At 41.6% G+C, this 14,166-nt stretch carries 15 protein-coding genes; 12 read left to right on the top strand and 3 right to left on the bottom strand.

Annotated elements, in window-relative coordinates; all coding sequences use genetic code 11:
- Positions 1–493: 493 nt before the first annotated feature.
- The 8 genes from AC6R16_RS12355 to AC6R16_RS12320 all read left to right on the top strand — a co-directional run bounded on the left by AC6R16_RS12355 (position 494) and on the right by AC6R16_RS12320 (position 9,116).
- Positions 494–1,696: an acyl-homoserine-lactone synthase gene (locus tag AC6R16_RS12355; protein ID WP_500674533.1), complete on the top strand. Its 1,203-nt coding sequence runs from the start codon at positions 494–496 to the stop codon at positions 1,694–1,696.
- Entirely contained in the window at positions 1,689–4,202 is a 2,514-nt protein-coding gene (locus AC6R16_RS12350; RefSeq protein ID WP_500674532.1) for a hybrid sensor histidine kinase/response regulator, read from the top strand. Before AC6R16_RS12355 ends, AC6R16_RS12350 begins: the two co-directional genes overlap by 8 nt.
- Before the next feature lie 376 nt (positions 4,203–4,578).
- Positions 4,579–6,696, top strand: a complete 2,118-nt coding sequence (locus tag AC6R16_RS12345; protein WP_500674531.1) for a sensor histidine kinase — start codon at positions 4,579–4,581, stop codon at positions 6,694–6,696.
- A 256-nt stretch (positions 6,697–6,952) separates the two neighbouring features.
- The gene (locus AC6R16_RS12340) at positions 6,953–7,180 is read left to right on the top strand and encodes a hypothetical protein (RefSeq protein ID WP_004746695.1); all 228 of its coding nucleotides are present in this window, start codon (positions 6,953–6,955) and stop codon (positions 7,178–7,180) included.
- A 107-nt stretch (positions 7,181–7,287) separates the two neighbouring features.
- The gene (locus AC6R16_RS12335) at positions 7,288–7,839 is read left to right on the top strand and encodes a septation protein A (protein ID WP_500639059.1); all 552 of its coding nucleotides are present in this window, start codon (positions 7,288–7,290) and stop codon (positions 7,837–7,839) included.
- A gap of 74 nt (positions 7,840–7,913) precedes the next feature.
- Positions 7,914–8,312, top strand: a complete 399-nt coding sequence (gene yciA, locus AC6R16_RS12330) for an acyl-CoA thioester hydrolase YciA (RefSeq protein WP_500639060.1) — start codon at positions 7,914–7,916, stop codon at positions 8,310–8,312.
- A gap of 97 nt (positions 8,313–8,409) precedes the next feature.
- Positions 8,410–8,706, top strand: coding sequence for a YciI family protein (locus AC6R16_RS12325; RefSeq protein WP_500639061.1), 297 nt, complete (start codon positions 8,410–8,412; stop codon positions 8,704–8,706).
- Positions 8,707–8,708: 2 nt separating this feature from the next.
- Entirely contained in the window at positions 8,709–9,116 is a 408-nt protein-coding gene (locus AC6R16_RS12320; RefSeq protein WP_500674530.1) for a GspS/AspS pilotin family protein, read from the top strand.
- 49 nt (positions 9,117–9,165) lie between these two features.
- Here the strand turns inward: AC6R16_RS12320 and AC6R16_RS12315 are convergent, their stop codons facing one another.
- Positions 9,166–10,359 (bottom strand): EAL domain-containing response regulator, encoded by a 1,194-nt coding sequence (locus AC6R16_RS12315; RefSeq protein WP_500674529.1) that lies wholly within the window; start codon positions 10,357–10,359, stop codon positions 9,166–9,168.
- 238 nt (positions 10,360–10,597) lie between these two features.
- On the opposite strand from AC6R16_RS12315, the gene AC6R16_RS12310 reads away from it, so the two are divergent.
- Both AC6R16_RS12310 and AC6R16_RS12305 read left to right on the top strand, forming a co-directional pair.
- Positions 10,598–11,158, top strand: a complete 561-nt coding sequence (locus AC6R16_RS12310; protein ID WP_500639064.1) for a VC2662 family protein — start codon at positions 10,598–10,600, stop codon at positions 11,156–11,158.
- Positions 11,159–11,428: 270 nt separating this feature from the next.
- Entirely contained in the window at positions 11,429–11,650 is a 222-nt protein-coding gene (locus AC6R16_RS12305) for a hypothetical protein (RefSeq protein WP_500639065.1), read from the top strand.
- 1 nt (position 11,651) lies between these two features.
- Here AC6R16_RS12305 and AC6R16_RS12300 read toward each other — a convergent pair whose 3' ends face one another.
- A complete protein-coding gene (locus tag AC6R16_RS12300) occupies positions 11,652–11,843 on the bottom strand; it encodes a DUF1289 domain-containing protein (RefSeq protein WP_500639066.1) in 192 nt (63 codons plus the stop codon).
- Positions 11,844–11,914: 71 nt separating this feature from the next.
- Positions 11,915–12,163 carry a DUF1289 domain-containing protein gene (locus tag AC6R16_RS12295; RefSeq protein ID WP_500639067.1) on the bottom strand — a complete coding sequence of 83 codons (249 nt, stop codon included), beginning with the start codon at positions 12,161–12,163 and terminating at the stop codon, positions 11,915–11,917.
- 196 nt (positions 12,164–12,359) lie between these two features.
- Here AC6R16_RS12295 and AC6R16_RS12290 point away from each other — a divergent pair, with 196 nt between their 5' ends.
- Complete coding sequence (locus AC6R16_RS12290) at positions 12,360–12,806, top strand: META domain-containing protein (protein ID WP_500674528.1); 447 nt, start codon at positions 12,360–12,362, stop codon at positions 12,804–12,806.
- A 201-nt stretch (positions 12,807–13,007) separates the two neighbouring features.
- A complete protein-coding gene (locus AC6R16_RS12285; RefSeq protein ID WP_500674527.1) occupies positions 13,008–14,150 on the top strand; it encodes an ABC transporter substrate-binding protein in 1,143 nt (380 codons plus the stop codon).
- Positions 14,151–14,166: the final 16 nt, after the last annotated feature.

Genomic DNA, 14,166 nt, shown 5'->3' with positions numbered 1-14,166 from the left:
TCACCAAGCCAATCAACAACATATCGGCTTTACCTTGGAAAGTGTATGCCAAGCTCATGATTTTCGCCAACTTTTTTCTTCAATGAGTACAATTTAACCGTCAAAACAACAAGATAGCCCTCTAAAAAGGCAGGATTTCTACTAATTATTGGCATTTATTGAGAAGCGAAGCTAGAAGATTAGACTGCTACTAACAAGATTGTCAGATAATTATCTCAAATAGGTGTAAGTATAGAGGTAAGGCATTGATAAAGGTACTAAAACATTCTTAGTAAGAAAATAGAATGCCCTTTTAACAGAGACTTCATCTCTCTGTTAACAGTATTGAAGTTTCCTAGGTTGGGAGAGCGAGCATACTCATTCCGTGCTCTACATCACTAATATTAATATTAATACTGGTTCGATTAGCATAAACATACTAATTCGATTGCACAGCTAAGCATCCGTATGAATACTAATTGTTCAAAATAACAATATTACAACATCAACGTCTATGGCTATTTTTAATCAATCTTCCCTATTGGAACTAGGGGGGGATCAGCACGCATGTGCGCTATTCGAACAGATAGAAACTCTTTTTGGAGTTGACAGTAACCACTTTTTTAAACACATACTTAATGAGCGACTAGCGCAAATCTGCGAGCAAGATCGCTCACTCGACTATAAAAACATTGCGACTAAACTGCAGTCCCCCAACTACTTTACTAATGTCAACTACCCTTTAAAAAATGAACCACCGCAGTGGCATGATTTAGAGCGGAAAGCTCTAACCTTGTTTAATGATTGGGCTCAAGCTTGGTGCGCTTTCAACGTATGGAAGATTACAAAGAAATACCGTAATCAAGCCAGTAGTCTACAGTTACAATCACTTCCTAAGTTCTCCCAAACTGAAGAAGATTTTGCTGATAACGTTATAGAGGATATAGAGAACCACACTGAACTCTATTATACACTTCACAGTCATTACGCAATGGAATTGCCAGACGCAATAATGCTCATCAACCTAGCTACTTTTGTTTGGGAACAGCAATGGTTCGAGATGCTCTATGAGATTGACGTTTCATCCCAAGGAACCCACTTCATACTTGCGCAACTTGCTCCAAATTTGTCCTTTCCTATCATTGTTTCTAGTGCGAAAATAAACCATCATCGCAATATTGAAAACTGGCTCTACTTTTCACCATTTTTCCAAACCTCTTGCTGGAAGTTGCTAAACCAAGTTGAGATGCAAGAGCGGTTAGTGAATCTAGATCTCTTGTGTTCAGATATTGAGATCAGTGATACTTCATCTGCAAATTTTGAGAACGCACTTTGGCAAAATATAAGTGCTCAAGAGAAGTGTTGCGAAGTTGTTAGGCTAACAGTCAGTGGAAGTCAGAATCAGAAGATTTTCTTCCTTTACTTGTCACAAAAAAGGCTTATGGCTCAATTGGAAAGACACCGATTTGAAGTCGCGTTCGTGGTCATAGAACAACCACTAATGATCCAATACTACCAAAGCCTAACTAACGGTGCCTATCTCAAAATGAGTTATTGTCATGTATCTGATTCAGGCTTCGCAACCTATAAAGGCCTTTGGTTTATTAAGCCACTAAGCCAGGCGCTATCTGAGTGCAGTTACCGAAAATATAAAGTTAGCACCATTACACAATTGAAGCAGCATAGACACCAAGGACAAGAGCTACAATATGCTTAGTTACATTACACAGCAGCTACTTTACCCAAAAGCAGTCGCCCTGATTCTAACTGCTTTGCTTGTTTTTGTGTGGGCTGGGTACTTCTGTTCTACTCTTGCCAAAAAGCACGGTGTTGGTAGCTTAAAACAATATATCTATTATGTAACCTACACGCTTGGACTATTCATATGGATATTGAGCAACGCCTATTTCCATAGCGGGTGGCTAGTCGAATGGGGTCCTTCCGCTGGTACCATGATGGCAGTCATTGCTAACCTATCTGCGCTTCTGGCATTTAGCTCTGCTTACTATTTCTCCGCCAAGTTGAAAAAACACTATACAGGTATTCGCCCAAGCTATTGGCAACTTTTACTAGCAGGCTTAACCATGGCTTTCTGTGCTATTGTTAACGTCGTACCCGATCTAACTATCAAAAGTGTGATAATTGAAGGGCCAAGTCAATTCATGCTTGAGTTTGGAGAATATACGAGGCCTTTCTTTATTGGCTTAACGCTAATATTTGCTCTTACTTTTATAAACCTCCTTTCCATCAAGCGCAGCAGTAGTCGTATACGGCGCACAAGAATCAACTATATGATACTTGGAATGACCATATTTATGGCCTCCACTGCTGTCATCCAGTTAGGTTTTACCTACTTCTTCAATAACTTCTCCCTGACATGGCTGCCGCCAGCACTTTCGATTAGCGAAATGTTATTCATGGGATATGCAATTCTGGCTTCTCGCTTTTATAGTTTCCGCTATCTATGCTTGGTTGGGTGTTCATTACTCCTAACCGCCGCAACATACACATTTATTGTTGCCTTATTTAAACCATTGAGTTATGCAAGTACTGCGACCGGTATTATCGCGATAATGGCAATTGGTCTTACTTGGCCTTATACATCGCGTTTGGTTAGAACTTGTCTAACTTACGCCCTGTATGGAACGCCTGTTTCGCCGACCGAGAAAATTGCCCAGTTGGAAGATGAGTTTCAAAAGTCTCCAAGCAAAGCCATTGAATCCTTAGCTACCTACCTTGGAGTCCCAAGCGACAAACTGAAACTCCTTGACGACTATCAAGGTGCCAATATGTATCGTTCTTACTTTGAGAACCACACAACGCCTTTGGTGATTGATGAGATCGAAGATGCGATTGAGAAAAACCGCGATAAAGAGCTCTCAACGATTCATAGCAGCATGAACCAAATGGAATCCGCGTTGGTTTTACCCATTTACGAGGGTAAAAATAAGCTCTCTCATGTGTTGGTTTCTAGCCATAAGCAGGGAGATGTGGATTTTTCTTTTGAAGAGCTCAAAGCCTTGGAACGCGTGTTGCAAAAAGTTCAAGTGCATATCAATTACGAGCAAAAAGTACGTCAATCTCAAGCGCTTGCCAATTCGATTGCTCACGAGATGAGAAATCCGCTTGCGCAAGTGCAATTTGAATTTGAGTCTCTCAATCAAAAGCTTTTATCACCGATAGATTCAACTGCACTTCTACAGCATGTAGATAAAGGAAAACAGGCAATCAAACGAGGTAGACAGCTCATCGATATCATTCTTCGTGAAGTAAATAGTTCATCACTTGATCAAGAACCTTCTGAAGCTACTTTTATTCACGGAGCAATTAACAGCGCCATAAACCAATATGGTTTTGACAATGACAACGAGCTCAACCGTATTGTTTTAAACTTAGATGAAGATTTTATAGCAAAGATTAACGATACATTGTTCAACTTCGTACTGTTCAACCTGTTGCGCAATTCCATTTATTACTTTGATTCTTACCCAAGTAGTCAGATTGAAATTCGAACCGAACGTGGCCAATACGAAAACTACGTATTGTTCCGAGATACTGGTCCAGGTATTCCTGCTGAGCTTTTGACTCGTATTTTTGATGACTTCTTTAGCCACAACAAAAGCGGTGGGAGTGGCTTAGGTCTAGGTTACTGTCAACGTGTTATGGCTTCATTTGGAGGTTCTATCAGCTGTCATTCAGAGGTTGGAAGGTTTACTGAGTTTAAACTCACGTTCCCCGCCACCAATGCGGCAGTTACTCATATCAACAAACCTAAACCGATGCCTAAAAAAGAGGTTGAAACTTCCAGTTCCCCTATTGCTGTGTCAAATGGCGAACTTACCTTTGCGGTCAATCCTTCGCACATGATCTTGGTTGTCGATGATAAAGAGATTCAACGCACATTAGTTAAACTCTACCTAGAGCAGCTAGGTTACGGAGTCGTATTGGCCAACAACGGAAAGGTGGCGATTGAGATTATTCAAAGCAACCCAATAGACCTCGTATTTATGGATATTCAGATGCCCGTCATGAATGGTTTTGAAGCGGCGAGTATCATTAAGCGCTCCTTCCCGACAATCCCAATTATTGCTCTTTCAGGAGAATCCGGAGAACGTGAACTCACTATGATCAGTGAACTGATGGATGGGCGACTGTCAAAACCAACAACTAAGGAAGCGCTTGATCAAATGTTGAAATCGGCCTTACTCATGAGTATCCATTAAATCGCATCTCACTAAGTTAGGGCGGTATCACTCACCGCCCTAGCCTTATAACCATATGAAATAAAATACTTTTTTCTCCCCACCAAATATATCAATAAGTACGGCCAATATTTTGCCTTCCATCATAGAACAGACAATTCATTCCGAAAAAGTGGGATATCCCTCAGGTGATCATAAGAAATAAATTGCACAAAATTCTACTTAAGGTAAACAGGATCTCCAAACTCTGATCCAACTTTGGCCGTGAGTTGCTGCGAGTCCTCCATAAAACGATAAACCTTAGACTTCCCAGTAGTACTCTCACTAGGCCCCATCATACAAACAAAAAATATCGGATCAGTTTTAACAACGTCAAATACCGGTAAAGCAGAACAACATGTTCAGTTATCTATTGCATCAAATGATGTATCCCAAAGCGGTCGTATTACTCTCGACCTCTTTACTTGTCCTTGTTTGGGCGGGCTATTTTTGTACAGCTCTGGCGAAACGTTATGGGACGCTCAGTTTAAAGCAATACGCTTATTATATTTGTTATACGATAGGCGTTTTCTTTTGGACTCTAAGTAACAGCTATTTCCATACAGATCTACTGGTAAGATTTGGGGATAGTGTTGCCATTAACATGGCGATTTTAGCGAACCTAGCGACACTGCTCGCTTTTGTCTCGGCCTATTGTTTTATCTCTAAATTGCATAAGCACTATACCAATAAAAGCGTCGCTTTATGGCAAGATATCCTAGTCGCTAACATTACCTTATTTGGTTTTATCAGCAACCTAATGCCCGGGGGAACCATTCAGGGCATCGAGATCATGGGGCCAAGTGATTTCCAATTGAAATTTGGCCCTTATACCAAATATTTCTTTCTCGGCTTCACCACCTTAGTGTTATTAACTTTCTTCAATCTTCTCTCACTAAAAAAGAGTAGTAATCGAATACGAAAAACACGGACCAACTACATGATCATGGGTATCGCCATATTCATGAGTTCTACCGCTGTTATTCAGGTTGGTATGACTTTCTTTTTTGACAATTTCTCACTAACTTGGCTTCCCCCAACATTGTCTCTAAGTGAAATGCTGTTAATGGGATATGCCCTGCTTACATCTCGCTTTTTCAGTCCAAGATACTTATGTTTTATATTCGTCAGCGTGGCTTCTACCGCCTTTATATATGTAGCTGCTGTCTCAGCTTTCGTTCCTGCTACACTGATTGGACTAGCCGATGTTTTACTCCTAACCCTGATCATTGGAATGACTTGGAACAAACTTTATAGGCTTGTCCAACGCGTTTTCAGTATGATGATATATGGAGATCCAATTCACCCAGTCGAAAAAATATCTAGGCTAGAAGATGAGTTTCAATCCTCCCCAACGCGCGCTATGGAGAGCTTGGCAAACTATTTGGGGGTACCACAAGATAAACTTCGCTTGTTAGACGACTATCGAGATGTAAACTTGTATCGAAGCTACTTTGAAAGCCATGGTACCTCATTGGTAATTGAAGAAGTGGAAGAAGAATTACTCAACTCCAATGACAATGCGCTTAGCCTCATTCATAGCAATATGAGTCAATCCCAATCTGCTTTAGTCATCCCTCTCTACGCAAGTACAAATAAGCTATCGCACGTTTTGGTTTCAAGCTCCAAATCTGAAGGGCTTCACTTTTCGTATGAAGAACTCTCTGCACTTGAGCGGGTATTAAATAAAGTTCAAGTACATATAAATTACGAACGTGAGGTACGCCAATCACAAGCTTTAGCAAGTTCAATTGCACACGAAATGCGTAACCCTTTCGCACAACTTCAACTAGAATTTGAGCTTATTGATCAAGCGATCAAACATACCTACACAACGGAGCTGCTGAAGTCTCATGTAGACAAAGGAACCAAGGCCATCACTCGGAGTCATCAATTAATTGATATCATAGTGCGAGAACTAGACGAAGCTTCACTTGATCAGGAACCCGTTGTTCCCTCTCTCATCTCAGCTGTAATTTGGTCTTCAATTGACCAGTACGGATTTGATGATGAAGCTATGCGCGACAGGATCCATTTAGATTTCGAGCATGATTTCGTTGTAGAGATTAATGATACTTTGTTTAGCTTTGTTCTGTTTAATCTAGTGCGCAATGCTACTTACTATTTCGATTCCTACCCTAAAAGCAGGATTTCAATTCAACTGAAAAAAGGCCACGGTGAGAATTGTGTTCTCTTTCGAGATACAGGTCCGGGAATACCGGAGAACCTAATTGGACAAATATTTGATGACTTTTTCAGTCACAATAAGAGCGGAGGCAGTGGCTTGGGCTTAGGCTATTGTCAACGCGTTATGGCTTCTTTCGGTGGTTCAATCAGTTGCCAGTCAAAAGTAGGTAGCTACACGGAGTTCAAGCTGGCTTTTCCGCCCACCAACCGTTCACTCGATACTTTACTTGTGCGAAACCCGAAGCAAGAAAACCAACTAATGAGCCCTTTGGACGTCGCACTGAACTGATTTGATTAGCCAAACCAACAGAGCCATTGCCAGTCAATAGATTGGCAACCCTTTTCCTAAATTGACTCGCAGTTTGCTAGTTGATAACAGCAAGAGCAGCTCAAATCTACTCTCAAATCAAAAATTATTAAGTATTTTTAACAACCTAGAAAGGCACATCTACAACGCCAATTTCACTGGCATCGAATATGCTTGATTTCCGCATGGTAACAAAAAAGCGGCATCGTCCCGCTTTGCTCGATGTAAGGGGAACGTTATGGAAGTTCAACGTCACACATATTATCGACTTATTCATCAAGGCATTAAGAGTCTGCTCGTAGATCGTATTGGTCACTTCACTGAGATGGAATATCACGAATACTTGAATGGTATGACTGGCAAATCAAGTTGCTTCTCTATGAGTGATGAAGAGTTGCAGTTCGCTGTTGATAGTTTGCGCAGTGAAGGTTATTTAGAAGACTATAAGCGACAACTCCAGCGTTAGATCGTCACTCTAATGACTAAGTGTTTTACGCCTTAGCGACGAAGAACTTTGTGATTGGCGTTGTTTTAGTTAGACTGAAGCCAACTAGACTGATTCAGAATATTTCAATGAAACAACTGCTCGATTTTATTCCATTAATTATTTTCTTCGCTTTATATAAATTGCAGGATATCTACGTTGCGACAGGTGCTCTGATTGTCGCAACGGCCATTCAAATTATCGTGACTTACTTGATCTATAAGAAAGTCGAAAAAATGCAAGTCATCACCTTTTTGATGGTAGCTATTTTTGGCGGCATGACCATTTTTCTTCACGATGACAACTTTATTAAATGGAAAGTCACCATTGTTTACCTGATTTTTGCTATTGGATTGGCAGTGAGCCATGCGATTGGCAAGTCAGCGATCAAAGCAATGCTCGGAAAAGAGATTACGCTACCAGATCCTGTGTGGGCAAAAGTCACTTGGGCATGGGTTACTTTCTTTTCAATCTGCGCGGGACTCAACGTCTATGTTGCTTTTGAGCTGCCGCTAGACGTATGGGTAAATTTCAAGGTATTTGGCTTATTGGCGGCCACATTTGGTTTCACTCTACTTACTGGCATCTACATCTATAAGCACATGCCAAAAGAGGAACAGAACGCAAACTCTGGCGGATAAGTTGATAGATTTGTTACAATCCTATTTTTGCAGCGACCACATTGGTCGCTGTTTCGTTTGTATTGGATGTCACAATGAGCACAGAAAACACTGCACCCAAAGGGCAACTACTTCTTAGAACCCTCGCTATGCCAGCAGATACTAACGCCAATGGCGATATTTTTGGTGGTTGGATCATGTCACAACTTGACCTTGCAGGCGGAATCCTCGCCAAAGAAATCTCATCGGGTAGAATCGTTACTGTCTCGGTCTCAAGTATTACGTTTAAGAAACCCGTACGTGTCGGTGATGTTGTTTGCTGTTACGGTGAATGTACCAAAATCGGCCGCACTTCAATGAGCATCGATCTAGAGGTATGGGTTAAACCCGTTAAAGAGCACGGCTTAGAAGATCGCTTCATGGTCTGCGACGCGACATTCAATTACGTCGCCATTGATGCTGAAGGGAAACCACGCCCAGTTGAGCAGTCTTAATTGGCGTTAAATTATATCGCGGTAACTCTTTTAAATTGCGCCATTTAGGGTAGAGTAAACGTCTGAATTTACTCTATTCATATAAGGATATCAGATCATGTGGTATGTCATCTTCTCACAAGATGTAGAGAACTCTTTGGAAAAGCGCCTTAGCGTCCGACCAGCTCACCTAGAGCGTTTACAAGCGCTGCAAGATGAAGGCCGTTTACTCACAGCAGGACCTATGCCTGCCATTGACTCTGATAACCCTGGTGAAGCTGGCTTTACTGGTTCAACTGTCATTGCAGAGTTTGATTCGCTACAGCAAGCTCAAGATTGGGCAGACGCTGATCCGTATATTGAAGCGGGTGTTTACGAAAAGGTGATCGTTAAACCATTTAAAAAAGTATTTTAACGATGCTTAGTTCACTCAAGTCTTTTTCTATCATCGGGCTAGTTATCATCGTTGCTGGCTGTTCATCTACTTCGTCGGAGAAACAGAAGCAGCTCGAATTGCTAGCACAAAATAGAGCAAACCTACTTTCTGCAGAACTTCCGCTTGAATCAGGGCCACTATCCATTATGCGTGCTAACGCGAAAGCAAGCACGATTGAGATTATGATGGTTTACAATGATGACGCGAAAGGGGCTAAACCGACAGCACAGGTCTTGAGACAAAGCATTCAAACCTATTGCACCACACCTGATACAAAAAATAATCTTGAAGTGGGTATTAGCTACCGAATTAAAATGCGAAATAGCCGCGGTCAGTTAATGGCTGACGAGCTAATTACTGATCTACGTTGTATGAGTTTAAACAAATAGACCTATCACAACTTCGGTATTTACCAAAGCCTCGACTGTCGAGGCTTTTTTATTGCACGTTATAAAGCCAGCTATGATGCCAATACAATAGGCTGTCCAATGGCTTGGGTTTACAAATCAAATATCCCTGAACATTCATGTCTTTGTAGGATTTACTTAAATACTCTAGATCTTCATACACCTCCAACCCTTCAGCTATCAGAGAAGCATCTATCTTGCCGGCAATATTAACCAAGGTATCGACCACTACTTGATTGAATTGATCTTGATGAATATCGTTAATCAAGGTTCGATCGATTTTAACCTCGGTGAAGGGTAGTGTTCGCAATTGGTTTAAATTTGTAAACCCAGTACCAAAGTCATCAAGAGATAAACCAAATCCCCTCATTCGTAAGCGATTAATCGTCTCTAACTGTTCAGTATCTTCCAATGCAAACTCTTCGGTAATCTCTAACGTAATATTTTGCTTGTCGACTTGCTGAGCATCAATCGCTTCAATGAAATCACTCGTGTAACCGTCAGTGGTTAACTGTGAAGGTGAAAGATTAAGGCTAATTTTCACCCCTTCACCAAACTCTTTCACCAACTTGGGAAAATCAGCGAGAACTTTAGCCAATAGCTGTTGTGTTAGCTCATTTAACATTCCATGCTCTATTGCAGTAGGAATGAACTGCCCTGGTGCTATCGCATTGGTTTGCCCTGGCTTTACTATGCGAGCCAAAACCTCAATACCTTCGACATTCTTACTGTCTAAACTTACCTTCGGCTGGTAGTAAGGTTCTATTAGATCTCGTTTGATGTAGTCACTCAACATCTCGGCAGGCAATGGTTCATTATGCCTTGTTTCACGCAATGAAAGCTGACGCAGCTTGTTGAGCATTCGTTGAAGCTCGTTGAGATGAACAGGCTTAGCTATGTTACCGACCAAATTAACCTTGTGCTTACGAGCAATATGGGCAGCCAGCTCTATTACTCGGTTTTCCATTTCAGAGATGATGCATACCCCACCCCGATAATCCATCTCTCCCAACGCTTTGATAAGCGTCATGCCATCTATTTCTGGCATGTTTAAATCTGTAAACACGGCACTGTACTTATCGGGAGCACGTCTGATATTTGCGAGCGCTGAAGCCGGGTTAGAACAAGTGATCACATTCTCATACCCTAGCTCTGACATCATACCTTTCATCACCAACAAGATGGCTGGTGAGTCATCTACTATGACAATTAGTGAGTTTTTCATTATTAGATTGCCTCTGACGTTAGATCTTAAATATAGACAGAGACCTTTTTATTGCACAAGGTTGCATACGATATAATTCTAAGCTATGTAACTAAAACCCATTCGAAAAGAGCGCATCGCGCTTTGTAATCAACAACTAACACTCTTCTGACAGATAACAACTATAGTTAACATGAGTTTTTAGGGTCTGGTGGCCCCAATGTATGCTCATACAAATAACCTTCTATTTGGAGTTAATATGAAAAAATTACTTACAGCAGTGGCTATCTCAAGTGCGCTTTTGTCGCCTGTGACATTCGCGTCTTCTCCGGTAATGTTCTCATCGGTTAACGACTTTAATGCACCGGATAACTCACAAGTATCCGGTGTTCGATTAGCCGCCCTTCACGGCAAGGTAGATTCGTTGAAAGGGGTCGACTTTTCCATTGTTGGTATGTCAGAAACCAATACCACGACAGGCGTTAACTTCGGCTTGTTTTTGGGAGCTTCCAAAGTTAACCAAGAGATGACCGGCGCTTCTCTTGGCCTATTTAACTGGAATGAGGGTTTAACCACAGGTGTCAACCTAGGAGCCGTTAACGTAACCAATGATGTAAGAGGAGCGAACGTTTCTTTTGTGAACTACTCCGAAGGAGACACTATGGTTGATGTTGGCGCAGTCAATATGTCGAGCGAGTCGACCGTCCAAGTCGGTATATTCAACAAGACAGCCAAGATTGAAGGTGTCCAAATCGGCCTCATTAATTGTGCAGAGAATGGCTTTTTGCCTTGCTTCCCAATTTTCAATTTTGGCAACTGATTTTGAGCCAATAGCTCATTAGCAAAAGCTCCAGTTTTGGAGCTTTTTCATTTTAATATTTGATGAATTTTTTATTTCAGTGCGGTCATTACTCTAACACCATCACTCACCTTGCTAATCAACACCATAGCGGAATAATGCTGATAATACCTTTTCTAAAATTGGCTCACCCCTGAAAATATAGGTTAAATAATAACCAATACATATTGACGGTTGTCACATCGGCTTCTAACTTTTCATATTAGTGTCATAACCATGGAGGATCACCCTATGAAACGTGCTAGCAACTCATACCGTCTTCAATTGATTAAAGAGGTAGCGACTCGGCAAGAGCGGCTAAAAGGTGGTGATCCTATGGCAAGCTATATCCAGCACTTACTTGATGAGAAACCTCAAAATGAAAAGAGTACCGAAGTAAACCACCGATTCTCTGGTAATCATTTTGATGAGCATGCCGGTGGTTGGGTGAATGATCGTTGGGGATTGAAGTAATCTAGCTAGATTTCAGATTTAAACAGAGAGGTTCGTTGGACAATCGGTCTAGAATCTCTCTTTGTTCGATTTCAGACATTTGATACCAAAGATAGCGTTCTTCTCGCGTTCGGCCACAGCCTATACAAACACCATTGATGTTTGATTCGCACAACCCCACGCATGGGTTCGCACTATAATTTCGTATATCCATACTACACCTCAAAATACAGTACACGATAATTAAGATGTAGCCCAATAGGCAGCTAATGTAAAGATTTGATTTTAAAAAAGATTTTGTTGCGGTGTATTAATCGGGATTTCTTCAGGTGGAGATGCTTGCCCTTTTCGTATCTTGCGTAGGTAGCGTTGACGACAAAGTTTAATCACATGTAACTGCTGAGCGGGGGTCATATTCAACCAGTTAAAACGTTCTTCTCGTTTACGCATACAGCCCTTACAGTAGCCTTTTTCATCTACTGTACAAATGCCAACGCAAGGGCTCGGGACGGTAAAAAACTCTAGTTGCTCCAAATGCTCTCTCTACATTATCCGATGCTCAATTTTTACTCTACGCGAATTGTAATTGTATGTTTATCAATAAGTTCCAATGTGTGATTCGCACCAAACTATGACCTTATATTGACAAATCCTCCTAGCAATTAACTATACTGCACTCATCGAAGTCACTACGCTGACTTAACTACTTATTTATCGGAGTTGATCTATTATGAAGCTTAGTCCAAAAACGCTACTTGCAGCAATTACACTACCTTTTGTAGTAACAGCATGCGCAAGCAATGGAGACGATGTGAAACAAATTACAGCTCAAGATCTACAACACCATAACTGGGAACTGGTTAGCATTGATGGTGAAGCGATTGTTGCAGATAGCCGCCAAAACCCACCACGCCTAGAAATTGGTGAGAAAATGACAGCTAACGGCAATGCTGGCTGTAACAACTTCTTTGGTCAGGCTGAGCTAAAAGACAATCAATTCCGCATCGAAAAAATGGGCATGACGATGAAGATGTGTGTTGGCGATGCAATGGATGTAGAGCAGGCATTTGGTCAAACTCTGTCTGATTGGAGTGACATGACGCTAACCCAAGATACTATGGTTCTGAAAAACGATGTCCACACGCTGACATTTAAGCTGAACGATTGGAAAAACTAATTCTTTTCGTCCGAATATCGATTAAAAAAGCAGCTCATTGGGCTGCTTTTTAGTTTCTATCAGATACTTTTCAAACATCTCGTCAACATTTGCGTCAAATAGTTAATAAAACAGCCTTTTTTCAGTCATAATGAATGAATAATTGCATTACTCCGGTCTTTACCATTGGCCGATACAATTATTCAACTAACAGGGAACATTATGACAAGGCTGATCACTCTTCTTTCTTCACTTGTTTTTTCACTTTCTGCTGTTGCAGCAGATACTTGGCAAGAGGTTGTCGAAAAAGCGAAAGGGCAAACCGTCTACTTTCATGCTTGGGGCGGTAGCCAAGAAATTAACCGCTATATTCAATGGGCTGGCAATGAGCTTCAGTCCCAATACGGTGTCACGTTAAAACATGTCAAAGTCACCGATATTGCTGAGACAACATCACGTTTGATTGCCGAAAAGGCCGCGGGAAAAAACAGCGGTGGTAGTGTCGACATGGTTTGGATTAATGGTGAAAACTTCAAATCGATGAAAGACAATCAGCTGCTATTTGGTCCGTTTGTAGAGGGTTTACCTAGTTGGCAATATGTCGATAAGTCGCTTCCGGTCGACGTCGATTTCTCCGAACCAACAGAGGGCTTAGAAGCGCCGTGGGGGGTTGGTCAGCTGGTCTTTATTCATGATGAAAAAGCTTTGAATAATCCACCGCAATCATTTGCCGAGCTACAAAGCTATGCCAAAGCTTACCCAAACCGTATTACTTACCCTCGCCCACCAGAGTTCCACGGTACAAGCTTTGTTAAAGCGCTACTGATCGAACTGACAAACAATGATGCTTCTCTGCAACAACCTGTTTCTGAGCAGAACTTTGCTATTGTGACTGAGCCTCTTTGGTCGTACCTAGATGAGTTTCATAAAGTCGCATGGCGTGGCGGCAAGCAGTTCCCAGCGGGCACGGCAGAGACGGTTCAGTTGCTTGATGATGGCCAAATCGATCTTGCCATTACATTCAATCCAAATGCTGTATTTTCCGCACAAGCAAGTGGCAACCTAGCAGACTCAACAAAGGCTTATGCAATGGAGGCTGGTGCTCTTTCTAACATTCACTTCTTAGCTATTCCTTGGAATGCCAATGCAAGCGCTGGAGCTCAAGTCGCGATTAATTTCCTACTCAGCCCTGAAGCGCAGTCACGTAAAGGTGATTTAAACGTATGGGGTGATCCTTCTGTACTAAGTAGCCAATTCTTGACTGGTTCAGCAAAGAATACTCAGCAATTTAAATCGATTGCTGAACCTCATCCTAGCTGGCAAGCCGCTTTAGAAAAAGAGTGGCTAAAACGTTACGGGAATTAGGGGCTGTTGACCTAGA

It is taken from the genome of Vibrio sp. R10-SG3-ISO10 (assembly GCF_059834185.1).
The sequence above is the reverse complement of the archived record's forward strand: the minus strand, read 5'-3'. Positions and strand labels throughout refer to the sequence as shown.

Bases quoted from the DNA above. Each gene is read 5' to 3' on its own strand.
- AC6R16_RS12355 (WP_500674533.1), top strand. From the start codon at position 494: ATGGCTATTTTTAATCAATCTTCCCTATTGGAACTAGGGGGGGATCAG.
- AC6R16_RS12350 (WP_500674532.1), top strand. From the start codon at position 1,689: ATGCTTAGTTACATTACACAGCAGCTACTTTACCCAAAAGCAGTCGCC.
- AC6R16_RS12345 (WP_500674531.1), top strand. From the start codon at position 4,579: ATGTTCAGTTATCTATTGCATCAAATGATGTATCCCAAAGCGGTCGTA.
- AC6R16_RS12340 (WP_004746695.1), top strand. From the start codon at position 6,953: ATGGAAGTTCAACGTCACACATATTATCGACTTATTCATCAAGGCATT.
- AC6R16_RS12335 (WP_500639059.1), top strand. From the start codon at position 7,288: ATGAAACAACTGCTCGATTTTATTCCATTAATTATTTTCTTCGCTTTA.
- yciA (WP_500639060.1), top strand. From the start codon at position 7,914: ATGAGCACAGAAAACACTGCACCCAAAGGGCAACTACTTCTTAGAACC.
- AC6R16_RS12325 (WP_500639061.1), top strand. From the start codon at position 8,410: ATGTGGTATGTCATCTTCTCACAAGATGTAGAGAACTCTTTGGAAAAG.
- AC6R16_RS12320 (WP_500674530.1), top strand. From the start codon at position 8,709: ATGCTTAGTTCACTCAAGTCTTTTTCTATCATCGGGCTAGTTATCATC.
- AC6R16_RS12315 (WP_500674529.1), bottom strand. From the start codon at position 10,359: ATGAAAAACTCACTAATTGTCATAGTAGATGACTCACCAGCCATCTTG.
- AC6R16_RS12310 (WP_500639064.1), top strand. From the start codon at position 10,598: ATGAAAAAATTACTTACAGCAGTGGCTATCTCAAGTGCGCTTTTGTCG.
- AC6R16_RS12305 (WP_500639065.1), top strand. From the start codon at position 11,429: ATGAAACGTGCTAGCAACTCATACCGTCTTCAATTGATTAAAGAGGTA.
- AC6R16_RS12300 (WP_500639066.1), bottom strand. From the start codon at position 11,843: ATGGATATACGAAATTATAGTGCGAACCCATGCGTGGGGTTGTGCGAA.
- AC6R16_RS12290 (WP_500674528.1), top strand. From the start codon at position 12,360: ATGAAGCTTAGTCCAAAAACGCTACTTGCAGCAATTACACTACCTTTT.
- AC6R16_RS12285 (WP_500674527.1), top strand. From the start codon at position 13,008: ATGACAAGGCTGATCACTCTTCTTTCTTCACTTGTTTTTTCACTTTCT.